Raw genomic sequence first — 25,916 nt, 5'->3', positions numbered from 1 at the left:
CCTGTGGGTTGCTTGGGGTACTGCGGTCTGGTGGTGCGGGTGAGTAACTCAGCCCTTGAGCGCGCCGGCGGCGATGCCGCCGATGATGCGCTTCTGGGCGAAGAAGAAGACGAGGAGCATCGGCAGGGCGACCATCACGGTGCCGGCCATGATCGAGCCCCAGTTGGAGTAGCCCTCCTGGCTGCGCAGGAACATCAGCCCGATCGGCAGGGTGCGCATGTCCGCCGTCGACGTCACGATCAGCGGCCAGACGAAGTCGTTCCACTTGCCGAACATCACGATCAGGGTTCCGGTGAGGATCATCGGGCGGCACATGGGCAGCACCACCGACCACATCCGTCGCAGGTGCGCGGCGCCGTCGATCTTCGCGGCGTCGACGATCTCCGTCGGCACCACCCGCATCTGCTGGTAGATGAGGAACATCGCGAACGCACTGCCGATCCCGGGCAGGATCAGGCCGGCGTAGCTGTTCAGCCAGCCGAGGTGGCCGACCGTGATGTAGTTGACGAGCAACGTGACGTGCCCGGGCAGCATCAGCGAGCCGATCATCACCAGGAACAGCGGGGTCTTGAACCGGAACCGCACGAACGCGAACGCGTAGGCGGACAGGATCGCGAGCCCGATCTCCAGGGTGGTGCCGAAGAACGTCGTGATGATCGAGTTGATGAAGAACCGGTCGAACGGGGCCGAGCGCCACGCCTCCGCGAAGTTCTCCGGCTCGAGGATCGTCGGGATCCACTGCAGCGGGTAGGAGTAGATCTCGTTCTCGGCCTTCAGGGCGGAGCTGAACAGCCAGTACAGCGGCAGCACGAAGACTGCGATCACGAGCGCGAGGGCCAGGTACTGCAACACCCGGAGCGCCGGGTTGTGGACCACCTTGCGGTTCGGTGCGCGCGGGGCGTCGGTCTCGGCCGGGTCCGTCGGCTCCGCGGGGTGCGCCGTGGGCGCCGGCGCGGTGACGGGGGGCTTGATGTCGAGACTCATGAGTAGTGCACCTGCCTGCCCTGCGCACGGGCCTGGATGAGGGTGACGACGAGCAGGATCAGGAACAGCACCGTGGCCGCCGCGGCCGAGGTCCCGACGTCGAACTTCTTGAACGCCTCCTCGTAGACCATCCAGTTCAGGGTCGTCGAGGAGGAGCCCGGCCCACCGTCGGTGAGGGTGGCGATGATGTCGAACGCCTGCGCGGCGCTGATGATCCCGGTGACGGACAGGAAGAACGTGACCGGCGAGAGCAGCGGCCGGGTGATGTACCAGAACAGCTTGCGGCCCCGCGCGCCGTCGAGCTCGGCCGCCTCGTAGACGTCCTGCGGCAGGTCCTGGATGGCCGTGTAGTAGATGATCGTGACGAAGCCGAGGCGCTGCCACGAGTACGCGATGATGACCGCCCACAGGGACCAGTCGGAGGTGGTGGTCCAGTTCGGCGAGTCCAGGCCGACCATGTTGAACAGCCACCGGCTCAGGCCGTAGGTGGGGTCGAACATGAACAGCCACAGCACCCCCACGGCCGCACCGGGCAGCATGTGCGGGGCGAACGCCATGGTGCGGGCGAACCCGGAGAACTTCAGCCGCTGCGCGAGTAGCTGCCCGACGCCGAGCCCGAGCACCAGCGTCCCGCCGACCGCCACCAGGGTGAACAGCAGCGTGTTGGCGAGCACCTCGGCGAACCGGGGGCTGGCGAACATCCGCTGGTAGTTCTCCAGACCGACCCACTCCGGGAACGGGGCCACGAGGTCCCAGTCCATGAAGCTGAGGATGAAGTTGTAGGCAGTCGGGTAGTACGAGAAGACCACGATCGCCGCGATGTTCGGCAGGATCAGGACCAGGAAGAGAATGGCCTCACGCCGATTCGAGCGGCGACGCTCGGGCGTCACGGGTCGCTGTGGCGGCTTCGCCGCCTTCGACTTCCCGACGGCGATCGGCGCCTTGGTCAGCGCGCTCACGGACGCCTGCCGAGACACTGGGTTGAATGGAGCACCGGTACCTCCTGAGGGCCCGGAACGTGTTCCGCGGGCCGTTGGGAAACGTACGAGCCGAGGGTGAATACGAGAGCGTCCGTAGCCGACTCCCCGGTGAACACCGGTGAACGGGCCGACGAACCCGCAGGTCAGGCGACCCGGCCGGGCGGCTATGTGACGTGGCGCACAACGGGCACCGTTGCAGATGCCGCAACGGGAGGTCCTGACGCGGACTTTGAGGAAGTACCTCGCGCCGTCAGGAAGTACCTCGCGCGGTCAAGAAGGCCCGCTGGTGAGGAAGTACCTCGCGCGGTCAGGAAGTACCTCGCGCGGTCAGGAAGGCTCGCTCGCAAGGAAGTACCTCGCGCCGTCAGGCAGGACCGCGTGCCTGAGACAGTGGGTCGTGCGGTTCTGACTCGGTCGCGAGGGACTGACTCACGGCGGGGGCCCCGCTCGGCGGCCCAGATCCAGGCTCAGGTCCCGGCGAGCAGGCCCCGGAGCAGGGTCGCCGCACCGCCGGCGTACGCCATCACGATCACGACCACCCGGGCAGCCTGCGGGCTGACCCGCCGGGCGAGCACCGCCCCGACCACCAGACCGAGGAGCACCGCGAGCGCCACTCCCAGCCAGACCGTCCAGCCGAGCGCCGCGAACGCCTCCGGTGCGCCGACGCCCTTGACCGCGAGGGAGACCAGGCCCATCACGAGGAACACCGGTTGCAGGGTGGCGGCGAAGGACAGCTGCGACCAGCGCGAAGCCACGCCGTAAACGCTCAGCGCCGGGCCGCCGACCCCGGCGGTGACGTTCATGAAACCCGACGCCCCACCGAACGCCAGCATCGGCGCCCGGCCGGACATGGTGCCGAGCCGGGCGGCCAGGAACGACGCCGACATCCCGAGCAGCACGGCGAGCCCGATGCCGATGTCCAGGACCCGGTCGGCGACGTTCAGCGCCACCCACGCCCCGGGGATCGTGCCCACGAGCGCGCCGGCCGTCAGATAGCGGAACCGCTGCCAGTCGATCAGGTCGCGCAACCGCACCAGCAGGAGCAGCGACGACAGCGTGCCACCCGCGTTGGCGACCACGACGCCGTCGAACGGGCCGAGCAGCAGGACCAGGAACGGCGCCGAGACCAGGGCGAAGCCCAGGCCGGTGATGCGCTGCAGGGCCGCCCCGGCGACCACGGCGAGCAGCGCCAGCGCGACGATCACGGGCGGGACCCCTCGGACTCCTCGGGTGTGCTGGGAATGGTGTTGACCTCCGTTGCCGCGCTCACGTCCGGCGACCCTATCCCTCCGGCGGGCAGCGCCCGACGTGGCCAGCCCGCCGCACGAGGCGGCCGCACGCGGCGGCTGCGGGAGGCGGCTGCACGTGGCGGCTGCGGGAGAATGGGGCGATGACCGATCTGACCCTGCGCGGCGGCCCCGGCGCGCGCGTGGACGCCGAGATCGAGGTGAAGCGCTCGCGCTTCCTGTGCCGACTCGTCAGGGTGAGCGACGAGGAGACGGCGAGGGCCGCCGTCGAGCAGGCCCGCAGGGAGCACCACGGTGCCCGGCACCACTGCTCGGCGTTCGTGCTCGGCGGATCGGGCGAGCCGGGGCAGGTGCGCCGGTCCAATGACGACGGCGAGCCGTCCGGCACGGCCGGTGCCCCGATGCTCGAGGCGCTGACCGGGCGCGCCCTGATCGACTGCGCGGCCGTGGTGACCCGGTACTTCGGAGGCGTGCTGCTGGGAGCGGGCGGGCTGGTGCGGGCCTACTCCGATGCCGTCCTGGCCGCCGTCGACGCCGCTGCGGCGAACGGTCTGCTGGTGGCCCGCGAACGCCGGGACCTGTTCTCGGTGGCGTTGCCGCACGCCGACGCCGGCCGGGTGGAGGCCGAACTGCGCCGTCAGGCCGGCGTGGTGGTCCTGGACACGGCTTATGCCGAGAGTGCCGTGCTGCGGCTGGCCGGGGACGGCGGTGAGCTGCGGGCGCTGGTTGCGGCTGCCACCGCCGGCGCCGGCGAGCTGGTGCCGCTCGGTCACGAGTGGGTGGACGTCGAGACGGCGGATTCGAACAAGGGGTAAGGTAAGGCTCGCCTCAGTTCCAATCGGTCAGGAGTCCACGGTGGTTCGCACGAACATGACGGCGGTGCGGTCGAAGCCGGTGACGACGACGCTCGTCACCCTCGAGGTGCTGCGCAGCGAGCGGATCTCGCCGAGTTTCGCCCGCGTGAGCCTCGGCGGGCGTGACATCGAGCATTTCGTCCCGATGGGCTACGACCAGTGGTTCCGCCTGTTCATCCCGATCACGGACCCCGAGTCGCTGGGCTGGGTGCCCGGCAAGCTGGACACGCTCAGCTACCTGAAGTACCTGACCCACGCCAAGACCGAGCGGCCGGTGCTGCGCAACTACACGGTGCGCGCCTACCGCCCGGACGGCCCGCTCGGTCCGGAGCTCGACATCGACTTCGTGCTGCACGGCAGCGCCGCGGAGGGTACGGCCGGGCCGGCCGCATCGTGGGCGCAGACCTGCGCGCCGGGCGACGTGGTCGCCATCCTCGACGAGGGCATCGCGTTCCGCACCGAACCGGAGCCGGGGCGGGTGCTGCTCGTCGGGGACGAGACGGCGCTGCCCGCCATCGCCGGGATCCTCGCCTCCCTCCCCCGCACGACTACCGGCCGGGCTCTGATCGAGATCCCCGCCGCAGGAGACCAGCAAGTGCTCGAGGGGCCCGACGGCGTCGAGGTCACCTGGGTGGTCCGGGCCGACGCCCATGGCACGCCGGGCCGCGCGGCGCTCGCCGCGGCGCAGGCGCTGCCGTTGCCGTCCGCGGACACCTACGCGTGGGTGGCGGGCGAGCAGACGCTGCCCGTCGCGCTGCGCCGGCACCTGGTCCGGGGTGGCGTCGGGAAGGACGACGTCACGTTCTCCGGGTACTGGAAGGCGTCCAAGCGGCACTGAACCGCGGAGCCCCGGGCGCCCGGGGGCGATACGTCACGACGCAGACCGGATCCACGTCCCGGCGTTGTCGGCGCACCGGCGCGAGTGTTAGGGTCGCCATACCTAAGCGTTCCGGGTGCTCCTCCGGCCGCCCCAGGGGACCGCCGCGTGCGGCCCCGTCCCCCTTCCTCATCCCCACACCGAGAGTGGAGTCCGTTTCCCGTGCGTTCCTACCGACCCCTGGCTGTGGCCGTCGCCGCGGCGGCCGCCCTGACCCTCGCCGCGTGCGGCTCCACCGCTGACGGCGCCGACGATGCCGACGAGGCCGCCACCACTGCCGACTCGGGGGCCGAGTACCCGATCACGATCGAGCACGCGCTCGGCACCACCGTGATCGAGTCCCAGCCGGAGCGGGTCGCCACGGTGAACTGGGCCAACCACGAGGTGCCGCTGGCCCTCGGCGTGGTCCCGGTCGGCATGGCCGCCGCGAACTTCGGCGACGACGACGGCGACGGCCTGCTGCCGTGGGTCGAGGAGAAGCTGGAGGAGCTCGGCGGCGAGGCCCCGGTGCTGTTCGACGAGACCGACGGCATCGACTTCGAGGCCGTCGGGGACACCGCCCCGGACGTCATCCTGGCCGCCTACTCCGGCCTGACCCAGGAGGACTACGACACCCTCAGCGAGATCGCCCCGGTGGTGCCCTACCCCGAGGCCCCGTGGGCGACCCCGTGGCGCGAGATCATCGAGATGAACGCGACCGCGATGGGCATGGCCGCGGAGGGCGAGGAGCTCGTCGCCTCCCTCGAGGCCGAGATCACCGAGGCCGCGGCGGCCTACCCGCAGCTCGAGGGCCGCTCGGCGATGTTCCTCACCCACGTGGACACCACCGACCTCAGCGAGGTCAGCTTCTACACCACCCACGACACCCGCGCCCTGTTCTTCGAGGACCTCGGCCTGAGCACGCCGGAGTCGATCGCGACCGCGTCCGCGGAGACCGACCAGTTCGCCCTCACCCAGAGCGCCGAGCAGGCCGACGCGTTCAACGACGTCGACATCATCGTCACCTACGGCGGCGACGAGCTCGTCACCGCCCTCGAGGCGGACCCGCTGCTGTCCCAGATGCCCGCCGTCGAGAACGGGGCGATCGTGAACCTGCCGGGCGACAGCCCGCTCGGCACCGCCGCGAACCCGACCCCGCTGTCCATCTCCTGGATCCTCGACGACTACCTGGCCCTGTTGGGTGAGGCGGCCGACGCCTCTCAGTGAGCACGACCACCACCGACGCCCCGGGCGCCGACGCCGAAGTCCGGCGGCGGCGCCCGCGGCGCGCCCGCGGCCTGTGGCTGCTCGCGGTCGTCGCCGTGCTCGCGGCCCTGATGGTGGCCTCGATCCTGATCGGCTCCCGCGACGTCGACCTCGCAGACGTGATCGCCGCCCTCGGCGGCGGCACCGACGGGTTCGGTCAAGGCTCGGTGGCCAAGCGGATCCCGCGCACCCTGCTGGCCGTCATCACCGGCGCCGCCCTCGGCGTCTCCGGTGCGGTGATGCAGGGGGTCACGCGCAACCCGCTCGCGGACCCGGGCATCCTCGGCATCAACATGGGCGCCTCGCTCGCCGTGGTGATCGGCATCGGCTACTTCGGCCTCACCGCGGCGACCAGCTACATCTGGGTGGCGATCACCGGGGCGGCGATCACCGCCGTCGCCGTCTACGTGATCGGCTCGCTCGGCCGCGGCGGCGCCACGCCGCTCAAGCTCGCGCTCGCCGGCGCCGCGACGGCGGCAGCGCTCGCCTCGTTCATCAGCGGGATCCGGCTCATCCGCGGCGACATCTCCGACAGCGCCCTGTCCTGGCAGATCGGCGGCGTCGGTGGGGCCACGTTCGCCTCCATCGGGCAGGTCGCGCCGTTCCTGATCGGCGGGTTCGCGATCTGCCTGCTGTGCGCCCGCGGCCTGAACTCCCTCGCGCTCGGTGACGACCTCGCCGCCGGCCTCGGCGAACGGGTCGCCATCGCGCGCGGGGTGTCCTCGCTCGGTGCCGTGGTGCTCTGTGGGGCGGCGACGGCGGTGACCGGGCCGATCGGGTTCGTCGGGTTGGTCGTGCCGCACGCGTGCCGCCTGCTCGTCGGCGTGGACCACCGGTGGCTGCTGCCGTTCTCCGCCGTCACCGGCGCCGCGCTGCTGACCGCCGCGGACATCGTCGGCCGGATCGCGGCCCGGCCGAGCGAGGTCGCCGTCGGGATCGTGACGGCGCTGATCGGCGCGCCGTTCTTCATCGCGATCGTTCGCCGCCAGAAGGTGCGCGAACTGTGACGACTCGGACGCAGACGCACCGACCGCCGTCGACGCTCGACACGCTGGACGCTGTCCGCAGCGGCCGTACGCGACGCACGTCCCGCCGCCGGAGGATCATCGTGGTGCTCGCGGTGGCGGTGGCCGTGGTCTTCGCGGTGACCCTCATGGTCGGGCGGACGTTCTACCCGCCCGCGGACGTGATCGCGGTGATCCTCGGGCAGGACGTGCCCGGCGCCTCGTTCACCGTCGGCACGCTGCGGCTGCCGCGGGCGGTGCTCGCCGTCGCCGCGGGCGCCTGCTTCGGCCTCTCCGGCGTCACGTTCCAGACGATGCTGCGCAACCCGCTGGCCAGCCCGGACATCATCGGGATCTCCTCCGGCGCGAGCGCCGCCGCGGCGTTCGCGATCGTGATGCTCTCCCTCGGCAGCACCGGGGTGTCCGTGTTCGCGATCGTCGCCGGCCTGGCCGTCGCCCTGATCGTGTACGTGCTCGCGTTCTCCGGCGGGGTGGCCGGGACCCGGCTGATCCTGATCGGCATCGGGATCTCCGCGATGCTGGACAGCGTCACCGCCTACGTGCTCTCCCAGGCCGCGCAGTGGGACCTGCAGGAGGCGACGCGCTGGCTCACCGGCAGCCTGAACGGCACGAAGTGGCCGGAGACGGTCACCGTGCTGATCGCCGCCGCCGTGCTCGTGCCGGTGTTGCTCGGACAGGCGCGCAACCTCTCCGCGCTGCAGCTGGGCGAGGACACCGCCGCGGCGCTCGGGGCCCGCCCCGAGCGGACCCGGCTGGTGCTGATCGTCGCCGCGGTGCTGCTCATCTCCTTCGCGACGGCGGCCGCCGGGCCGATCGCGTTCGTCGCCTTCCTCTCGGGTCCGATCGCGGCCCGCCTGGTCGGCCCGGGCGGTTCGCTGCTGGTGCCGTCGGCGTGCGTCGGCGCCCTGCTCGTGCTCGTGGCCGACCTGGCCGGCCAGTTCGCGTTCGGCACCCGGTTCCCGGTGGGCGTCATCACCGGCGTGCTCGGAGCCCCGTACCTGATCTACCTGATCATCCGCACCAACCGCGTGGGGGGCTCCCTGTGACAGAAGACCACTCGCTGACCGTCGAGTCTCTGACGGCCGGCTACGGCGACCGCACCGTGCTGAGCTCTCTCGACCTGCTCGTCCCGCCGGGCGCGATCACCGCGATCGTCGGCGCGAACGCGTGCGGCAAGTCCACGCTGCTGCGCGCGATGTCCCGGCTGCTCGCCCCGCGCGGCGGCCAGGTGCTCCTCGACGGTCGCCAGGTGCACAAGATGCCGGCCAAGGAACTCGCGCGCACCCTCGGCCTGCTGCCGCAGTCGCCGATCGCGCCGGAGGGCATCACGGTGGCGGACCTGGTCGGCCGCGGCCGGCACCCGCATCAGGGGCTGCTCTCGCGATGGTCCGCCGCGGACGACGCCGCGGTCGCGGCCGCCCTGGACGCCACGGCGACGGCGGACCTCGCCGAGCGCGCCGTGGACGAGCTCTCCGGTGGTCAGCGCCAGCGGGTCTGGATCGCGATGGCTCTGGCACAGCAGACCGACCTGCTGCTCCTGGACGAGCCGACCACGTTCCTCGACGTGAGCCACCAGATCGAGGTCCTCGACCTGCTCACCGACCTGAACGCCGACCGCGGCACCACGATCGTCATGGTCCTGCACGACCTCAACCTGGCCGCCCGGTACTCCGACCACCTGATCGCCATGGCGGACGGGCGGGTGCACGCCGTCGGCGAGCCGGGTGAGGTGCTCACGGACGAGACCGTGCGGACGGTTTTCGGGCTGGAGTCCCGGGTGATCCCGGACCCGGTCTCCGGCAAGCCGCTGATGCTGCCGATCGGGCGACACCACGCGGGCTCGCCGGCCTTCCCGTGATCACCAGGTGTCGCTGACACTCTCGAGTGGTTGCGGTGTCTGCGTCACGTCCCGCAGCAGTGCGACCATGTGCTCCATCGCGGTGCGCGCCTCGGGGGTGTTCAGGTCGAGCTGGTACTCGTGCCCGATCGCCTCGTCCGTCGTGGCCGCGTCGAACAGGAGCAGGTCGACGTCGCCGCCCCCCGCCAGCACCCGTACCGGCCAACAGCGGCGGCGGCGTGCGGGGCGATGTTGCTCCTCGCGTTCACCCGTCTCGACCCTCGCCACATCCTGACAGACCGCCACGGTGGCACCGGGGGTCCTGACCCGGTCGGCCGGAGCGCCCCGCCTCACGACCGAGGCTCTCTTTACATCGATGTAGAACCCCGGCTAGCGTGGGCTTCACCGGTGTCGTGGCCGGCATCGGCGGGCCGGTCGGACCTGCGACCCCCCGGACCCACCCACCGAACCCTGAGTCCAGCGTTGAACACCAGGAGTGCCATGTCCGTCCGTCCTCTCCTCGCCCTCATCGGTGCCGCCCTCGTGGCGCTCGTCCCGGCGGCTGCCGCGGCCCGTCCACCGGTGCCCGCACCCGCCGAACCACCGGTGTTCAGCGACGCGTCGGTGCACGATCCCTCGCTGGTGGTCGCCGACGGTGAGTTCTGGGTGTTCGGCTCGCACCTGGCCGCCGCCCGCTCCGACGACCTGATGAACTGGGAACTCGTCGCCGACGGCGCGAACGCGAACAACCCGCTGTTCGAGGACGTGCGCGCCGAGCTCGCCGAGACGTTCGAGTGGGCCCAGACGGACACGCTCTGGGCGGCGGACGTGATCCAGCTCGAGGACGGCCGCTTCTACATGTACTACAACGCCTGCAAGGGCGACTCGCCACGTTCGGCCATGGGCGTCGCCGTCGCGGACTCGGTCGACGGGCCCTACGAGGACCTCGGCATCATCCTGCGCTCCGGCATGTGGGACGAGCCGAGCGAGGACGGCACGATCTACGACGCACGTGTGCACCCGAACGTGGTGGACCCGGACACGTTCTTCGACGCCGAGGGCAACCTCTGGATGGTCTACGGCTCCTACTCCGGCGGCATCTTCATCCTCGAGATGGACCGCGCGACCGGGCTGCCCGTCCCCGGCCAGGGCTACGGCGAGCACCTGATGGGCGGCAACCACAGCCGCATCGAGGGGCCCACGATCATGTACAACCCCGAGACCGAGTACTACTACCTGTTCTCCTCCTTCGGCGGGCTCGGTGCGGACGGCGGCTACAACATGCGGGTGGCCCGTTCGGCGAACCCGGACGGCCCCTACGTCGACGCCGAGGGCAACCCGATGTCCGAGGTGCGCTCGGACCCGTCCCTTCCGCTGTTCGACGACGCCTCGATCGAGCCGTTCGGCGTGAAGCTGATGGGCAGCCACCTGTTCGGCCATGAGGTGGGCGACCCGGGCGAGGAGCCCGGCGTCGGGTACGTCTCGCCCGGGCACAACACCACGTACTACGACCCGCAGACCGGCGAGCAGTTCCTCATCTTCCACACCCGCTTCCCGGGTCAGGGCGAGTTCCACCAGATCCGCACCCACCAGATGTTCATGAACGAGCGCGGCTGGCCCGTGGTGGCGCCGTACCGCTACGCACCGGGCACTCACGACATCGCGCGCCGCCCCGACGTGGTCGGCGAGTACGCGTTCATCGACCACGGCAAGGAGATCTCCGCCGACCTCCACGAGGCGAGCACCATCGAACTGCACCGCAACGGCGAGATCACCGGCGCCGTCGAGGGCCGCTGGCACCTCCTGCAGGGGCGCGACCAGGCCCGCCTGACCATCGACGGCGAGGAGTACACGGGGGTGTTCGCGCGTCAGTGGGAGCCACAGTCGGCTTCGTGGGTACTCACCTTCACCGTCCAGTCCGACGGCGGAGTGTCACTTTGGGGAAGCAGGCTCGCCCCGCTCACCGACCAGCAGGCGCTCGACGCCGTGCTCGCCGATCTGGACCTCGGCGACACCTCCGCCGTCATCGCCGACCTGGACCTGCCCACCGAGGGCACCCGCGGCGTCGGCATCGAGTGGGCCAGCTCCGACCCGGCCGTCGTCTCGGCCACCGGCGAGGTGGTGCGCCCCGAGCCCGGTGCCGGGGATGCCCACGTCACGCTCACGGCGACCCTCACCCAGGGCGAGCTGACCGCGACGGCGACGTTCGCCGTCGTCGTCTCCGAGAAGCTCGTGGGTGGCCTGGTGGCGCGCTACGACTTCGATGGCGACCTCGCCGAGGCGCAGGGCCGCGTCGCCGACGGCGAGCCCACCGGCACCCGCATCGACACCACCGGTGGCGCCGTCGGCTACACCGAGGGTGTCAGCGGACAGGCGCTGCAGCTCGACGGGACCGCCGGCGTTCGGCTGCCGGACGGGCTGATCGTCGGACCGACGTACTCGGTGAGCCTGTGGCTGCGGCCGGACGCCCTCACGCCCTACACCACGACGTTCTTCGGCGCCCGGGACCCGAACAACTGGGTGAGCCTGCTGCCGCAGGGCCACGACGGCGTCGGCGGGGACACCATGGTCTGGTCCGGCAACGCCTGGTACGACGCGTCCGCCGGTCAGCAGATCCCGACCGGCGAGTGGACCCACCTGGCCCTGACCGTGGACGACGGCGCCCTGACCGTCTACGTGGATGGCGTCGAGGCGTTCGCCGGCACCGGGTTCCCGGACGTGTTCACCACCACCTCCGGCGCGTTCGCCCTCGGGGTGAACTGGTGGGACACCCCGTTCGCGGGCGCGGTTGACGAACTGGAACTGCACACGACGGCGCTGACGGCGGCCGAGGTGGCAGCGTTGGCCGGGTCGGGCGCCGGCTGAGGGCGTCTCAGGTTCGCCGCTCCGGCACGCCGAGGGTCGACTCCCGCGGGACCACCTCGAACTCGGCCGTGATGGTCTCGTGCTCGGCCAGCGCGACCTGCTCGACGATCCGGCGGTGCAGCAGCGCGACGGCGGAGCGTGCGATCTGCGCCCGGCCGGGTGAGACCGAGCTGAGGCTCGGGTAGGTGAACCTGGCGTCCTCGACGTCGTCGAAGCCGATCACGGCGACGTCCTGCGGCACCCGGATCCCCCGGGTGTGGAGCTCGCGCAGCACCCCGATGGCGAGCGCGTCGTTCAGGGCGAAGACGGCGTCGGGGTCGGTGCCGGCATCGAGCATGGTCGCGATCGTGCGCGCCCCGGTCTCCCGGTGCCACAGCCCGGACTCCCCGATCAGGGCCGGGTCCACGGTGATCCCGGCCGCCTCGAGGGCCTCTCGGTAGCCCGCCTCCCGCAACGCCGCGGAACCGACCCGCTCCCCCCGGTGCCCACCGACCATCGCGATGCGACGCCGGCCCAGGCCGAGCAGGTGCTCGGTGGCGGCCCGCGCGGCGCCCACGTTCTGCATCGTGACGTGATCGGCCGGTGCCGCGAAGATCCGCTCCCCGAGCACCACCAGCGGGAAGTCGACATCGAGAAGATGCCGGTCGTCCTGGCCGAGGGCCAGCGGGGAGAAGATCAGACCGTCCACGAGCTGGCGGCGCGGGTCCCGCAGCACGGCGATCTCACGATCCCGGTCGCTGTTCGTCTGCTCGATCAGCACCGTCAGCCCCACCTGCTCGGCCTCGGCGATCACCGAGTCCGCGAGCTCGGCGAAATAGGGCAGCTTGAGCTCGGGGACGGCCAGGCTGATCAGGCCGGTGCGCCCGGTCCGCAGCCCGCGTGCGGTGGTGTTGATCTGGTAGCCGAGCTTCTGGATCGAGTCCAGCACGCGGGCCCGGGTGCCCTCCCGGATGTAGGGGTAGTCATTGACCACGTTCGAGACAGTCTTCACCGAGACGCCCGCCAGTTTCGCGACGTCGCTCATGGTGGCGGCCACGGCGCGGACCTCCGTTCGGGTGGATGACGACCCCGAGCCTAGACAACCCATCCCGGTACCACCCCGGAAACCGCCCCGGGTGTGCCCGCGTGCATCGTCGGCTGCGTCATCGTGCGTAGTGCGGCGCGTCCGTCAGGAGCGGCGCCGTGGCGACGTTCATGCGTTCCTGCAGGTCCTCGTCGAGCGGTCCCCGCCCGAGCGCGGCGACGTTTGCGCGGATCTGTTCCGGCGTGGACCCGCCGATGAGGATCGCCGCAACCCCGGGAGCTCCGAGCAGCCACCGCAGGGCCAGCTCGGTCAACGTGACCCCGGCACCGTCGGCGATCGTGCGCAGCGCGTCGATCACCTGGAACCGTTCCCGGCTCCAGTACCGCCGGCGGTACATCGTGGCCAGGGCGGACGAGCCGAATCGTCCGTCCGCCGGCTCCTCGGTGATCGTGTGCCGCCCGGTGAGCAGCCCGCCCGCGAGCGGGTTGTAGACCACCGTCTCCACGCCACGAGCCGCAGCGAACGGGAGGAACTCGACCTCGAGTCGCCGCGCCAACGCGTTGTAGAGCTGCTGGGCACGCTGTGGCACCACCACCTGCTGCCGACGGCAGAGCTCGTTGATCTCGACCGTCTCCCACGCGGAGTGGTTCGAGAGGCCGAAGCGCCCCGCCAACCCGCGTTCGAGCACCTCGGACACGCCACCGATGGTCTCCGTCAGCGGGGTGCTGCGGTCCGGCTGGTGCAGGTACAGCGTGTCCAGCGGTCGGCCCAGTCGCTCGACGCTGTTGCGAGCCGCAGCGACGACCGCCTCATGCGCCAGCGGCCCGGCGCCCCGACCGGGTTGCATGCCGACCTTCGAGGACACCGCGATCCGTTCGGGCAGGCGCCCGAGGGTGCGACCGATGATGAGCTCACTCACGCCGCCTGCGTAGGTGTTCGCCGTGTCCAGCTCGACGACCCCGGCCTCGACCGCGGTCTCGATGATCCGGGCGGCCGTGGCTTCCGCGACGGTGTCCCCGAAGGACATCGTGCCAAGGACCAGCCGCACCGTCACGGGTTCAGACATCGCCGGCAACAGGGTGGGTCGAGGCCCCGAACCCCCGGCTCCACCCAGCGGAAGAACTCCCGCGTCGCAGTCTCGAGTCGTACGACAGTTCATCCATGAGTCCTCCATCGGAGATCATTGCGCGCAGAACGCGCAGTCAAAATAGCACGAAACGCGCAGAGGCGGGATAGGATGTGCCGCACACCGTGACGGCTCCGGGCTGCGACGACGAGGGAGACAGCGATGGTCAGCAAGGCGGAGCGGCGCCGCGAGGAGATCCTCGAGCGCGCCTCCGAGATGGGCCTCGCCAGCGTGGAGGACCTCGCGGCCCGCTTCCGGGTCACCGCCTCGACGATCCGGCGCGACCTCGCCCAGTTGAGCCGGTCCGGCCAACTGGCCCGAACCTACGGTGGGGCCATCCCGCCCGGCGAGCACACGGAGACGTCCCTGCTCCAGCGCGAGCACGAGAGCTTCGACGCCAAGTCGGCGATCGCACGGTGGGCCGCCGAGCAGGTTCAGCCGGGCGAGTCGATCCTCCTCGACGCCGGGTCCACGGTCGCCCTCCTCGCCCGGCGACTGCCCGCGCTCGAGGGCGTCAGCGTGACCACCGCCAGTGTGCCCGTGATCAACCTGCTGCGGTCCCGACCCGAACTCGCGCTGACCTGCCTCGGCGGCCGGCTTCGCGAACTCTCGGCAGCCTTCGTCGGGCCGCTCACGGAGCTGGCCCTCGAACGGCTCACCTTCGACCGCCTGTTCCTCGGCACCGACGGGGTCGCCGCCGACGGGTCCATCTGCGAGGCCGAACTCGACCAGACTCGCCTCAAGGAGCTGATGGCCCGCCGGTCCCGTCGGATCTACGTGCTCGCGCACTCGGCGAAGCTCGGTCAGGCACCGTTCAACAGCTGGGCCCGGATCGACGGGCCGTGGACGCTCGTCACCGACGACGGCGCTGACCCGGACTTCCTGGAGGTCTTCCGGGCCACCGGCCGGGACGTCGTCATCGCGGCCGCCGCGGAGCGGGTCCAGGGGTGAGGCCCGCACACGTCTGGGCAGACGACCTCACCGGCGCGGCCGAGTTCGCCCGGCTCTGGCAGGCCAGCACGGGTCGGGACGTGCACGTCCGCCTCGGTCGACCCGGGGCGTCGCCGCCGCCCGAGGGCATGGACGCCGACACCGTCTGGGACCTCGACGTACGACACCACGACGACACCGCCGCACGTGACGCCGTGACCGCACTGCTGGCCGGGCCGACCCCGGTCGCAACCCCGTTCCTGAAGCTCGACTCGCGACTGCGCGGCCCGGTGCGGGCCTATCTCGCCGCCTTGCTGACGTCCGGACGGCCGGTGGTGCTCTGCCCCGCCAACCCGGCCCTCGGTCGGTTGACGGTCGCCGGCCGGCACGGCGACGCCGACGACGCCGCAACCGAGCCGGTCACCCTCACCGAGCTCGGGTCCGGCCTGGCCCACCGCCACCTCGGTCGCGCCGAGTACGACGAGCTCCCGGGGCTCCTGTCCGGCCCCGACCCGATCCTGCTGACGGCGGACGTCTCGACCACGGCGGACCTCGATCGACTCGCTGCCGCCTGCGTCGGGCACCCGCGGGCGGTCTTCGCCGGATCAGCCGCGTTCCTGGGAGCCCTCGCGCGAACACCGAGCGAGCCGGAGGCCGATGCCGGGACGCCGGTCGCAACCTCGACGGCACCTGCCGGTCACCCGCCGAAGGCTCCAGGAACGGCCGCGCCCGGCCTCGGCGCGACCGGGCCGGTCACCGTGCGATCACTGCTTGCCGTGCTCGGCACCGGCGAGCCGATCAGCCGCGTCCAGGTCGAGGCCCTCAGCTCGCGCGACCCCGTCACGCAGATCGTCCTGCCTACCGAGGGCACCGACCGGGACGCGGTTGCGGCGGCCGTCCACCGCGCTCGTGCCGGGCTCGCGCGTGGCGAGCATGTCGTCCTCACTCTCCCCAGCACCGCAGCGGGCGCCGCCGCACGGCGCGACCGCGCCGGCATGGCCTCGTTGGCCGCCGCGTGCGCGGCGACACTGGCCGGTGCCCCACCCGAGGTCGGACTGTTCCTCAGCGGTGGCCACACCGCACGCCTGGTCCTGGAGCAGCTAGGGCTACGTGACCTCCGAACGACACCCTCCGCCGTCGAGACAGTCGCCCAGCTGTACGCACCGGACGGCCGCACCATCTGGACCAAGCCGGGCAGCTACGGCGGGCCGAGCGACCTCCTCGACCTCCTCGAGCCCACCCGCCTCCTGCCCCTGCCCTGACCACTCCGACCGCGATCCCTGAGAGGGAGCCCATCATGGAGCCCACCGATCGAACGCCCTCCCGTCCCGTCATCGGCGTGACGATGGGAGACCCCGCAGGCGTCGGCCCGGAGATCTGTGCCGCGGCACTGACCGACCCGGAGGTCCTGGCCGTGTGCCGGCCCGTCCTGATCGGCGACGTGCCACGGATGGCCCGGGCGGCGATGCTCATGGGCGTGCCGGCGACCATTCGCGAGGTACACCATCCGGCGGAGGCGGATCCGGGAGCGACCCGCGTCGACGTGATCCAGGTGGGTGCACTCCCGGAGGATCTGCCGTTCGGGGCGGTCAGCCCGATCGCCGGACACGCCGCGTACACCTACATCGAGCGGGCCGCCGGCTACGCCGTGACCCATGACGTGGCGGCCATCGCGACCGCACCCCTGAACAAGGCGGCGTTGCACGCCGCCGGCCATCGTTTCCCCGGCCACACGGAGCTGCTCGCGCACCTGACCGGGGTACCCGAGGTCTCGATGATGCTGAGCACCCCACGGCTACGGGTCATCCACGTGACGACCCACATCGGCCTGATCGACGCGATCGCACGCATCGACCCGCCGCTGGTGCACCGCACGGTCGCCCGCGGGATCGAGGCGCTCCAGCGCGCCGGCGTGGCCCGCCCTCGGGTGGGCGTGTGCGCCATCAATCCGCACGCCGGTGAGGACGGGCTGTTCGGCTACGGCGAGGAGGCCGAGAAGATCCAGCCGGCGATCGACGAACTCCTCGCCCTCGGCCACGACGTGCACGGGCCACTACCGGCCGACACGGCGTTCTTCCTGGCCAGCCGCGGTGACTTCGACCTCATCGTGGCCATGTACCACGACCAGGGACACGGCCCGGTGAAGGTGCTCGGCATCGACGACGGCGTGAACATCACCGTCGGCCTGCCGGTGATCCGGACGTCCGTCGACCACGGCACCGCGTTCGACATCGCCGGTACCGGCCAGGTCACCACCGCCAGCATGGCCGAGGCGCTGCGGCAGGCAGCCGCGCTGGCGGGGCACCCGCCGAGCCGCACGGTCTGACGCGCGCCCCGCGTGCGGAGCACGCGGCACGGCCCACCCGCACGAACGCCGACGGCGCCGCGCACGATCAGGTGCGCGACGCCGTCGGGCATCGAGAGCCCGGGACCGGCTGCCTGGGCCGCCGGGACTAGGCGGTGAAGAAGTACTGCTCCGGGTTGGACGGGCCGGGTGGCTGGTATCCGACGTCTCCCGGCATCGCGTCCGGCACGTTCGTCTCCATGTCGTTCCTCACGATGCCGTAGCCGTTGGGCTGCGTGCAGATGCCGATGTAGAAGAACTGGTCCTTCGCGATCTCCAGGACCTGACGCGCCAGTTCGATCGCCTCGTCCGCGTCATAGGTGGTGCGCATCTCGTCGAACAGCGCGAGCTGCTCCTGGATGATCGCGGGCGGCGCCTCATCGGTCTCGCCCCGGTACCACAGCGCCCACGTGTGACCGTAGCGGGAGGAACCGCGCGGGTTGGACGGCACGAAGTAGTGGTTCGATCCCTGGGTGGCGCGGATCTCGAACCCGCCAGCGGTCCAGGTGGACACCTCGGCCTGGTTCGCCTCCACCCGCTCCCAGTAGAGGGTCTCGGCCAGGGGCGTGACGTTGGCCTCCACACCGACCGCCGCCCAGTCCTGCTTGATCAGTTCGAACGCGTCGAGATGATCGGGCATCGACGAGGGCACCAGCACGGTGATGCTGATCGGCGCCCCCTCGCTGAGCCGGATGCCGTTCGCGTCCGTCTCCGTGTAGCCGGCCCGGTCGAGGGCCTCGTTCGCGAGCTCGACCGAGTACTCGGTGAACTGGGTGCCGAACTCCTCGTCGTACGCGGGATGCCCCTCGACCGGCGCGCATTGCCAGGGAGTGGTCTGCCCGGCGTAGATCGTGTCGATGATGCGCTGCCTGTTGATCGCGTGGGACAGGCCCACCCGGAAGTCCTTGTTGGAGTAGATCGCCCGCTTGCGCTCGTCCTCAAGGGTCTGGTTGAAGCCGAGCACCATGGCGTTCGGGCCCTGCGGCGAGAGGCTGAACATCCGGTAGTCGCCGCTCTCCTGGTTGTCCGTGACCACCGGGAGGTTGCGGATCGTGTCGAAGTTGCGCATCTGCAGGTCGAGTTCACCGTTGGTGATCTTCAACAGTTCGACCTCGATGTCCTGCAGGATCTCGCAGCGGATCTCGTCGAGGTAGGGCAGCTGGCTCCCGTCGGGATCGACCTTCCAGTAGTACGGGTTCCGTTCCGCGGTGACGTAACTGCCGTCGCCGAGGGCGGCGGTCAGCCGCCACGCATGCAGGCTCGGCGCGTCCACGTTGGAGAACGGCTCGAGCTTGGACTCCCACAGCTGCACCCAGTCGTCGAGGTTCGCCTGCGCGACCAGGTCGGCGATCTCGGTGTTGTACTTCTCGTGGAACTGCTCGAAGTAGTGCCTGGGCAGGACCATCATGGTGCCGGAGGCCAGCTCCTCGAGGAATCCCGGCTTGGGTTCGTCGAAGACATACCGGATGACCGCGCCGTCACTCTCGAAGGTGCCCGGCTTGGCCGGGTCGTTCACGTTCGTCCAGAGCGAGTAGATCCCGCCGGGGTGCAGGGCCGGGTAGATGTTCACGTCCTCGAAGGCGAACCGGAAGTCCTCGTCCGTGAGCGGCTCGCCGTCCGACCACTTCATCCCCTCGCGCAGCGTGAACTGGAAGACCCGGCCGCCGTCGAGCTCCTCGTAGACCTCGCACACGTTCGCGATGATCTCGCTGGTCCCGGGCTGGCCCGTCCATCCTGGGATCCACCGCACCAAGGGTTCATATCCGATCGACTGTTCCAGCCAGGTGCGATCCTCCTCCGTGATCATCGCCGACCGCCAGGTCCCGCCGTACCGGCCGACCTGGTTCAACGGCTCGACCACCAGCGGAGTGCTCGGGAGCCGCTCCTCGACCGGTGGTAGCTCCCCGGCCTCCACCTGTGCCGCCAGCGACGGCGCCTCCTTGCCCTTCGGGCCGGCACCGGCGCCGTCGTCGACGCCCTGGGCAGGGTCGGTCTCGAAGAAGGAACAGCCGGCCAGCGCGGTGACGGCGGCCAGACCGCCGCCGGTCAGCAGCAGTGAGCGGCGACTGACCACGCTCGACCAGAGTCGATCACGGGCGGTCAACTCCGGAGTGGTTCTTGGAAACATCGTTGTTCTCCTCATCCTTGGGGTGATACGCCAGCTGGCAGGAGCCGGTTCAGCTGTGGTCGCCAGCACTCTCCAGACGACCGATGACCGGCAGCACGTGCTCGTCCAGGTACCGGCGGTCCTCGGCCGGCAGCTGGGTCTGCGGCGCGGCGCTGTGACCGGAGTCGATGCGCCCCAGTGCGGCGAGCAGGTGTTTGTAGACGGTGTTGGTCAGGCCGGGGGCCGCGATCCTTCCCGGTGGGGCCAACAGCTCGATGAGTTCCTCGCTCTGCTCCTGCAGTGCCAGAACGAGGTCCCAGTCGCCATCCCGTGCGGCCTCGTACTGGCGAACCAGATGACGTGGGGTCAGGTTCCCGGTCGAGGAGACCGATCCGACGGCGCCGAGCAGGTAGCCGAGGTCGGCCACACTGGACCCTCCGGTCAGGCAGGGCAGCGAGGTCCCGGCATCACGCAGGCGACGCTGCAGCCGGCGGAACCAGACCATGTTCGAGCTGCTGTCCTTCGCACCACAGAGGACACCGTCGGTGGCGAGCTCGACGATCGAGTCGATCGAGAGCGTGGCGGGGATGAACTGGGGCAGGTGGTAGGCGACGACCGGGCCGTCGACGGCGTGGGCGAGCGCGCGAAAGTGCCGCTTCAACTCGTCCTGGTCGAACCCGACGAAGTACGGCGGGAGGACCGAGACCATCGCGGCACCGGCGGCGAGCGCCTCCCGGGCGTGCCGCACGGCGAGGCTGGTGGAGGTGTCCCCCACGTGCGCCACGACGGGGACACGTCCCGCTGCGGCCTTGGCGCACAGGCGTACCACCTCGGCCCGTCCCTCGCCGTCCAGCGCGTAGAACTCGCCGGTGGTGCCGTTGGCCCACAGTCCGTGCACCCCGGCGGCCACGAGGTGGCCGACGTGCGACTCCAGCGACGCCGAGTCGATCTCGCCGTCGGGGGTCATCGGGAGCACAACCGGCGGGAGCACGCCGTGCAGTTGATTGATGGACGCTTGGTTCGTAGGTGTGAATGCCAGTGGCATGTAGGCATCCTTCGGGCACAACCGGGACGTTGTCAAGACCGAGCGACGGTCCATGACGCAAGTGGCGCCGATGAGGAACCGAAGAGTCCCACCTTCGACGCGCGGATGGCATACCATGGGCAGACCACAGCGAGCGGGCTCGAGCGCATCGACGACCGATGCGGATGGGAGGACTGCGTGACTACGTCCATGGCATCAACGACAGGGACACTGGCCTCGGAGCAGGTGAGCCAGGCGACGCTGGAGAACCGTGCCCACGACGCACTGGTGAGCTGGCTGACCGAGGAGCACCCGCAGCCGGGCCAGACGGTGCCGATCCGAGAGTTCGCGCGCAAGCTCGGCATGAGCAGGACCCCCGTCCGGAGCGCGGTGGGGCGCCTGCACGAGCGCGGTCTGCTCTCCTACGACTCCACCGCGGGCTTCACCGTCGCCGTCCCCTCCCTCTCCTCGTTGTACGAACTGTTCGAGCTTCGCGTGATGATCGAGTCGCACAGCCTGCGCCGGTACACCGAGCAGGAGGCGCCGCCCGCGCCGAGGATCCTGCACGACCTGGTGGCCGAGGCGGGTGAGCTCGCCGAGGCCGCACTGCAGGAGCCTGCGCAGTACATCGCGTTCCGCGAGAACGACAGCAGGTTCCATCGCACGCTCGTGGAGATGTCCGGCTTCCCTCGGCTGATCGCCCTGCATGACGATCTACACCTGAGCATCCACGTCACCCGCGCCGGGATGGAGGCGCCGATGAATCGGGAACGGCTGGACGCCGCCGTCGCCGAGCACCGCGAGATCGTCGAGGCCCTCGATGCCGGTGACGGTGCGGCGGCGCGCGCCGCACTCGAGTCGCACATCCTCCGGGTCCGTGATCAGACGATCGTGTTCCTGTCCCGCCCGCAGCCCACTGTTGGCGGTGGCTTCGCGCGGTGACCGCCACACGCCCTCGCCCGGTGGTCGACGCCGCGATCGAGGCGAGCCGCGGGCCCGAGTGGCGGACGATGCCCGCGGAGTCCGTCGGCGTCGACGTCGATCGCCTGATCACGATCAACTCCCTCCAGGACGTCGCCGATCGCCGCCGCCGCCTGGCCGAGCACCTGTGGAAACGCGCCGGCATCCCCGCTGGCACCCCGTCGATCGACGCCGGGGTCACCGTGCCCGAGCTCGACCCGCTCGCCCACCGTCGCGTCGACCGGGCCACCCTGTCGATGGCACACGGCCTGACATCGACCAGTTACCTGGTCCATCCGCGACGGCCGATGCCGGGACGGTTGGGCATCTTCCTGGCCGGGCACGGCAATGCGCGCAAGCCCGTGTATCACCGACCGCAGCTCGCGGCGATGCAGACCTTCCTCGATCGCGGCTACCGGGTCGCGGCCATCGACATGCCGCTGCAGGGCTGGAACCCGACGCACATGGATCCGCCCACGGCGGGTGCCGCTCCGCCCCCGGACGTGGCCAGCCACGAACGGTTCGCCGACTACGAGACACCGGACTTCACGGCCGCGACCTACTTCCTTGACCCCGTCGTCACCATGCTCAATCACGCCGCCGAGGCGGCCCCTCTGACCGACGTCGTGACGTTCGGTTTCTCCGGCGGCGCGTGGACCACCGTGCTGCACGCCGCGGTCGATCCGAGAGTGACGCTGAGCATCCAGGTGGCCGGGACGTGGCCCTTCTACCTGCGCCCGCATCCGGCGGCACACCCGAACTTCGGCGACTGGGAACAGCGGCGGGAGAGCCTGCCGGGCCTGTACGACATCGCCGGCTATCTCGACCTCTACGTCCTCGGTGCGACCGGCGGCGGTCGGCGCCAGCTGCAGATCCTGAACCGGTTCGACCCGTCCTGCTTCCCGGGAGTCGGCCACCGCAGCTACGCCCAGCCGGTGCGCGACCGCGCCGCCCTCCTGGGTGGCGATTGGGAGGTCATCGACGACGCCACCCACGGCAAGCACCAGATCTCCGACCACGCCGTCGCGATGCTCGCGTACGAACTGGACCGACAGCCCCGATCCACCTGAGGAGCGATCATGACCATCAGCACGACGACCTCCGGCCGCGGCCCTCTCGTCCCGACGCCCCGAAGCGTCGCGGTGCAGGGCCCGGTTCGGACCGCGGCGCTCACGGGCGGCCTGTGGCGACACTGGCAGCAGATCAACCGCTCGGCGAGCATCCCGCTCGGCATCGCCAAGCTGGACGAGGCCGGCAACCTCACGAACCTTCGGCTGGCCGCCGGCGAACACCTGGATGCCGAACACCAGGGCCCGGTCTACATGGACTCGGACATCTACAAGGTGCTCGAGACCGTCGCGTACGAGCTGGAGCGCGGTGACGACGACGAGCTCCAGGAGTTCGTCACGAAGGCATCCGAGTTGATCTCCGCCGCTCAGGCCGCGGACGGCTACCTGAACTCGACCTACCAGGTCCGCGGACCTCAGGCGCGCTATCAGGACCTGAACAACAGCCACGAGCTCTACACCGCGGGACACCTGTTCCAGGCCGTGACCGCGCTGGCGAGGACCGGTGACGACCGCCTCGTCCCGGTGGCCCGGCGACTGGCCGACCACCTCGTCGAGGTCTTCCTCACCGAGCGCCTCGAGAAGCTGGACGGCCACCCCGGTGTGGAGACCGCGCTCGTGGAGCTCTACCGCCACCTGGGCACACCCGAGTACCTGGAACTGGCGCAGCGTCTCCTCGACGACCGGGGCAAGGGCATGGTCGGCCGGCACGCGGTCGGCCCGCTCTACCAGCAGGACGCGTTCGGGGTGCGGGAGGCACCGGTCCTGACCGGCCACGCCGTCCGCGCCATGTACCTGGAGGCCGGCATCGTCGACGTCTACCTGGAGACCGGTGACCGATCGCTCCTGGCCGCTTCGGTCGCCCGCTGGGAGGACCTGGTCGCCACGAGGACCGCACTGACCGGCGGGCACGGGTCGCGGCAGCTGAAGGAGGCCTTCGGGGAGGCCTACGAGCTCCCGCCGGACCAGTCCTACAACGAGACGTGCGCCGCCGTCGCCAGCGTGCACTGGAGCTGGCGGCTGCTGTTGGCCACCGGCGAGTCCCGGTTCGCCGACCTGATCGAACGCACCGTCTACAACGTCTTCGCCGCCTCGGTCTCGCTCGACGGCCTGGAGTTCTTCAAGGGCAACCCGCTGCAGCGACGCTCGGACCACGCCCTCGCGATCGGTGACCCACGCTGGCGAGACGGATGGTTCTGGTCCGCCTGCTGCCCTCCGAACGTGACCCGGCTGATGGCCTCGCTGCAGCACTATCTCGCGACCAGCGACGTCGACGGCATCACCGTGCACCAGTACGCCGACGCCGTCCTCGGTGGCAGCCTGCCCGTCGGCGAGGTGGAGTTGGAGGTCGGCACCAGCCTGCCGTGGCAGGGCGACACCGCGGTGCGGATCCGGTCGACGCCGGACTCCGAGTGGACTCTGTCATTGCGCGTCCCGTCATGGAGTCCCGCCCCGGCGGTGTACCTCAACGGGGCACCGGTCCAGGCGACGAGTGAGTCCGGCTACCTGCGGGTCCGCCGGGTCTGGCGACCGCAGGACGAGCTCCGGTTCTGCTTCGACACCGCGCCCCGCCTGACCAGCCCACACCCGCGCATCGACGCACTGCGTGGCTGCCTCGCACTGGAGCGCGGTCCGCTGGTGTACTGCTTCGAGCAGGTCGACCAGGACGCCACGGTGGATGTCGAACAGGTCCAGATCGTTCCCGACCGCGAGGCGATCACGACCAGCCGCCACGAGGACCTGCCGGGCATCGGCCGCACCGTCTCGCTCAGCATCCCTGGAGCTCAGCTCGTCGACGCATCGGCAGACGGACTCCCGTACTTCCCCGGGACGCGTTCCTGGTCCACCCGAGGAGTCCGTGCCGTGGCCGTCCCCTACTTCCAGTGGGCCAACCGGGACCGGCGAGCGATGCGGATCTGGATGCCCGTGCACGGCTGACCTGCACGTCGGCGCAGGACCTTCGCAAGAGCGGCTGGGCACCTTCGTGCCAGTGGCATGCCATCGTCCGAGATGAACCTCGGCGAAGCATGGATTGCGGCACAAAGTTGTGCCATCATCCGGGATGCCACCAAAATGCCGCATAACGAGGAAACCGGGCTCTAGCCGTTGCCAGTGACCCCGATCACGGGTTAGCATCACGAAGCCGCATGTTCACGAGCATGTGGGTAGATATGCAAGGAGCCCAATGAAGCGCTGCATCTGGTGGATTTCCCCACAACCGAGTCCCGCGATGTCTGGTCGTGCCAGACCAGCCGCCGGGGGCGCCCCGGGTCGAGCGGAAACGCTCGACGACGCGGGCAAGGCTCCGCACGACCGAGGACGACGCGTCCGCCGCACGGCACCAGCAGTGCGAAATCCGCCGTCCTGGTCGGACGAGCCTGCGCCCGCTGCGCACCGACGCCACTGAAGGGAGCTTGGTATGGGCAAGTACACGCTCAGGCGCATCGGCCTGATGCTGCTCACCCTGGTCGCGATCTCGTTCGTGACCTTCTGGATCATTCAACTGCCGCCCGGGGACTACGTGTCCACCCTGGTCGCGCAGGCGGAGTCCCGCGGGGAGATGATCACCCCGGAACAGATGGAGGCCCTGCGCACCCGTTACGGCTTGGACGACCCGTTCCTCGTTCAGTACTGGAACTGGATCACCAACATCGTCTTCCACGGCGACTTCGGTCAGTCGTTCGCGTACAACCGCCCGGTCTCGACCCTGATCTGGGACCGAGTGGCGCTCTCGTTCTTCCTCTCGATCAGCACCCTGCTGTTCGTCTGGGCGGTGGCCTTCCCGGTCGGCATCTACTCCGCCGTCAAGCAGTACTCCCCGGGTGACTACATCGCGACCTTCTTCGGCTTCGTCGGCATGGCGATCCCGGAGTTCCTGCTGGCGCTCGTCTTCCTCTGGCTGGGCGTCAGATACTTCGACCAGAGTGCGGGCGGCCTGTTCTCGCCCGAGTACGTCGATGCGGCCTGGAACCTCGGCAAGGTACTCGACCTCGCATCGCACCTGTGGCTGCCGATCCTGATCATCGGTATCTCCGGAACCGCGGGCCTGATCCGCGTCACCAGGGCGAACCTCCTGGACGAGCTCTACCGGCCGTACGTCATCACGGCACGCGCCAAGGGCCTGCCGGAGTGGAAGCTGCTTCTCAAGTACCCGGTGCGGATGTCCCTGAGCCCGTTCTTCAGCACCGTGGGCTGGCTTCTTCCGGGCCTGATCAGCGGCGAGACGATCATCTCGATCGTGCTCAGCCTCCCCACCACAGGACCGTTGCTGTTCGGTGGTGTGCTCAGCCAGGACATGTACCTCGTGGGCAGCTTCATCCTCATCCTCAGCGCGCTGACCGTGGTGGGGACCCTGCTGAGCGACTTGGCGCTCGCTTGGTGGGACCCCCGAATCCGACACCGCTACCAGGAGAGCTGAAC

General features: G+C 70.4%; 22 protein-coding genes. 14 read left to right on the top strand and 8 right to left on the bottom strand.

Going from position 1 to position 25,916, the window contains the following annotated elements; translation table 11 throughout:
* Nucleotides 1–48 precede the first annotated feature (48 nt).
* The 3 genes from GKS42_RS03455 to GKS42_RS03445 all read right to left on the bottom strand — a co-directional run bounded on the left by GKS42_RS03455 (nt 49) and on the right by GKS42_RS03445 (nt 3,169).
* On the bottom strand, nt 49–984 hold the full coding sequence (locus GKS42_RS03455; protein WP_154792577.1) for a carbohydrate ABC transporter permease: 936 nt from the start codon (nt 982–984) through the stop codon (nt 49–51).
* Complete coding sequence (locus GKS42_RS03450) at nt 981–1,943, bottom strand: carbohydrate ABC transporter permease (RefSeq protein WP_231955148.1); 963 nt, start codon at nt 1,941–1,943, stop codon at nt 981–983. Before GKS42_RS03450 ends, GKS42_RS03455 begins: the two co-directional genes overlap by 4 nt.
* A 488-nt stretch (nt 1,944–2,431) precedes the next feature.
* Nucleotides 2,432–3,169 (bottom strand): sulfite exporter TauE/SafE family protein, encoded by a 738-nt coding sequence (locus GKS42_RS03445; protein WP_154792576.1) that lies wholly within the window; start codon nt 3,167–3,169, stop codon nt 2,432–2,434.
* Between the two features lie 185 nt (nt 3,170–3,354).
* On the opposite strand from GKS42_RS03445, the gene GKS42_RS03440 reads away from it, so the two are divergent.
* The 6 genes from GKS42_RS03440 to GKS42_RS03415 all read left to right on the top strand — a co-directional run bounded on the left by GKS42_RS03440 (nt 3,355) and on the right by GKS42_RS03415 (nt 9,070).
* Nucleotides 3,355–4,026, top strand: a complete 672-nt coding sequence (locus GKS42_RS03440; protein ID WP_154792575.1) for an IMPACT family protein — start codon at nt 3,355–3,357, stop codon at nt 4,024–4,026.
* 40 nt (nt 4,027–4,066) lie between these two features.
* The gene (locus GKS42_RS03435; protein ID WP_232847906.1) at nt 4,067–4,903 is read left to right on the top strand and encodes a siderophore-interacting protein; all 837 of its coding nucleotides are present in this window, start codon (nt 4,067–4,069) and stop codon (nt 4,901–4,903) included.
* Nucleotides 4,904–5,104: 201 nt separating this feature from the next.
* The gene (locus tag GKS42_RS03430) at nt 5,105–6,148 is read left to right on the top strand and encodes an ABC transporter substrate-binding protein (protein WP_154792574.1); all 1,044 of its coding nucleotides are present in this window, start codon (nt 5,105–5,107) and stop codon (nt 6,146–6,148) included.
* Entirely contained in the window at nt 6,145–7,194 is a 1,050-nt protein-coding gene (locus GKS42_RS03425) for a FecCD family ABC transporter permease (protein WP_232847905.1), read from the top strand. Before GKS42_RS03430 ends, GKS42_RS03425 begins: the two co-directional genes overlap by 4 nt.
* On the top strand, nt 7,191–8,258 hold the full coding sequence (locus GKS42_RS03420; RefSeq protein ID WP_154792573.1) for a FecCD family ABC transporter permease: 1,068 nt from the start codon (nt 7,191–7,193) through the stop codon (nt 8,256–8,258). Before GKS42_RS03425 ends, GKS42_RS03420 begins: the two co-directional genes overlap by 4 nt.
* Nucleotides 8,255–9,070: an ABC transporter ATP-binding protein gene (locus GKS42_RS03415; protein WP_154792572.1), complete on the top strand. Its 816-nt coding sequence runs from the start codon at nt 8,255–8,257 to the stop codon at nt 9,068–9,070. The genes GKS42_RS03420 and GKS42_RS03415 overlap by 4 nt, the downstream gene beginning before the upstream one ends.
* Here the strand turns inward: GKS42_RS03415 and GKS42_RS03410 are convergent, their stop codons facing one another.
* Nucleotides 9,071–9,262, bottom strand: coding sequence for a hypothetical protein (locus GKS42_RS03410; RefSeq protein WP_154792571.1), 192 nt, complete (start codon nt 9,260–9,262; stop codon nt 9,071–9,073).
* 288 nt (nt 9,263–9,550) lie between these two features.
* Between GKS42_RS03410 and GKS42_RS26740 the strand changes: the two genes are divergently transcribed.
* Nucleotides 9,551–11,914: a LamG-like jellyroll fold domain-containing protein gene (locus GKS42_RS26740; RefSeq protein WP_154792570.1), complete on the top strand. Its 2,364-nt coding sequence runs from the start codon at nt 9,551–9,553 to the stop codon at nt 11,912–11,914.
* A 7-nt stretch (nt 11,915–11,921) separates the two neighbouring features.
* On the opposite strand, the gene GKS42_RS03400 is transcribed toward GKS42_RS26740, so the two are convergent.
* Both GKS42_RS03400 and GKS42_RS03395 read right to left on the bottom strand, forming a co-directional pair.
* Nucleotides 11,922–12,950: a LacI family DNA-binding transcriptional regulator gene (locus tag GKS42_RS03400; protein ID WP_232847904.1), complete on the bottom strand. Its 1,029-nt coding sequence runs from the start codon at nt 12,948–12,950 to the stop codon at nt 11,922–11,924.
* A gap of 106 nt (nt 12,951–13,056) precedes the next feature.
* Nucleotides 13,057–14,004 (bottom strand): aldo/keto reductase, encoded by a 948-nt coding sequence (locus GKS42_RS03395; protein ID WP_168217739.1) that lies wholly within the window; start codon nt 14,002–14,004, stop codon nt 13,057–13,059.
* A 222-nt stretch (nt 14,005–14,226) separates the two neighbouring features.
* Here GKS42_RS03395 and GKS42_RS03390 point away from each other — a divergent pair, with 222 nt between their 5' ends.
* Genes GKS42_RS03390 through pdxA form a run of 3 tightly spaced genes read left to right on the top strand, consistent with a single transcriptional unit; the run spans nt 14,227 to nt 17,320 of the window.
* Nucleotides 14,227–15,015 carry a DeoR/GlpR family DNA-binding transcription regulator gene (locus tag GKS42_RS03390; protein ID WP_154792568.1) on the top strand — a complete coding sequence of 263 codons (789 nt, stop codon included), beginning with the start codon at nt 14,227–14,229 and terminating at the stop codon, nt 15,013–15,015.
* Nucleotides 15,012–16,256: a four-carbon acid sugar kinase family protein gene (locus tag GKS42_RS03385; protein ID WP_154792567.1), complete on the top strand. Its 1,245-nt coding sequence runs from the start codon at nt 15,012–15,014 to the stop codon at nt 16,254–16,256. The genes GKS42_RS03390 and GKS42_RS03385 overlap by 4 nt, the downstream gene beginning before the upstream one ends.
* A gap of 35 nt (nt 16,257–16,291) precedes the next feature.
* The gene (gene pdxA / locus GKS42_RS03380; RefSeq protein ID WP_154792566.1) at nt 16,292–17,320 is read left to right on the top strand and encodes a 4-hydroxythreonine-4-phosphate dehydrogenase PdxA; all 1,029 of its coding nucleotides are present in this window, start codon (nt 16,292–16,294) and stop codon (nt 17,318–17,320) included.
* A gap of 127 nt (nt 17,321–17,447) precedes the next feature.
* Here pdxA and GKS42_RS03375 read toward each other — a convergent pair whose 3' ends face one another.
* Entirely contained in the window at nt 17,448–19,466 is a 2,019-nt protein-coding gene (locus GKS42_RS03375; protein WP_154792565.1) for an ABC transporter substrate-binding protein, read from the bottom strand.
* Between the two features lie 49 nt (nt 19,467–19,515).
* Nucleotides 19,516–20,490, bottom strand: a complete 975-nt coding sequence (locus tag GKS42_RS03370; RefSeq protein WP_168217738.1) for a dihydrodipicolinate synthase family protein — start codon at nt 20,488–20,490, stop codon at nt 19,516–19,518.
* A gap of 189 nt (nt 20,491–20,679) precedes the next feature.
* On the opposite strand from GKS42_RS03370, the gene GKS42_RS03365 reads away from it, so the two are divergent.
* The 4 genes from GKS42_RS03365 to GKS42_RS03350 all read left to right on the top strand — a co-directional run bounded on the left by GKS42_RS03365 (nt 20,680) and on the right by GKS42_RS03350 (nt 25,914).
* Nucleotides 20,680–21,411, top strand: a complete 732-nt coding sequence (locus tag GKS42_RS03365; protein ID WP_168217737.1) for a GntR family transcriptional regulator — start codon at nt 20,680–20,682, stop codon at nt 21,409–21,411.
* Nucleotides 21,408–22,499 carry a hypothetical protein gene (locus tag GKS42_RS03360; protein WP_154792562.1) on the top strand — a complete coding sequence of 364 codons (1,092 nt, stop codon included), beginning with the start codon at nt 21,408–21,410 and terminating at the stop codon, nt 22,497–22,499. The genes GKS42_RS03365 and GKS42_RS03360 overlap by 4 nt, the downstream gene beginning before the upstream one ends.
* A 9-nt stretch (nt 22,500–22,508) precedes the next feature.
* A complete protein-coding gene (locus GKS42_RS03355; protein WP_154792561.1) occupies nt 22,509–24,434 on the top strand; it encodes a glycoside hydrolase family 127 protein in 1,926 nt (641 codons plus the stop codon).
* Between the two features lie 481 nt (nt 24,435–24,915).
* A complete protein-coding gene (locus GKS42_RS03350) occupies nt 24,916–25,914 on the top strand; it encodes an ABC transporter permease (protein WP_154792560.1) in 999 nt (332 codons plus the stop codon).
* The last annotated feature ends 2 nt before the right edge of the window (nt 25,915–25,916 follow it).

Source organism: Occultella kanbiaonis (assembly GCF_009708215.1).
GTDB lineage: Bacteria > Actinomycetota > Actinomycetes > Actinomycetales > Beutenbergiaceae > Occultella > Occultella kanbiaonis.
This window is presented reverse-complemented; position numbering and strand designations above follow the sequence as displayed.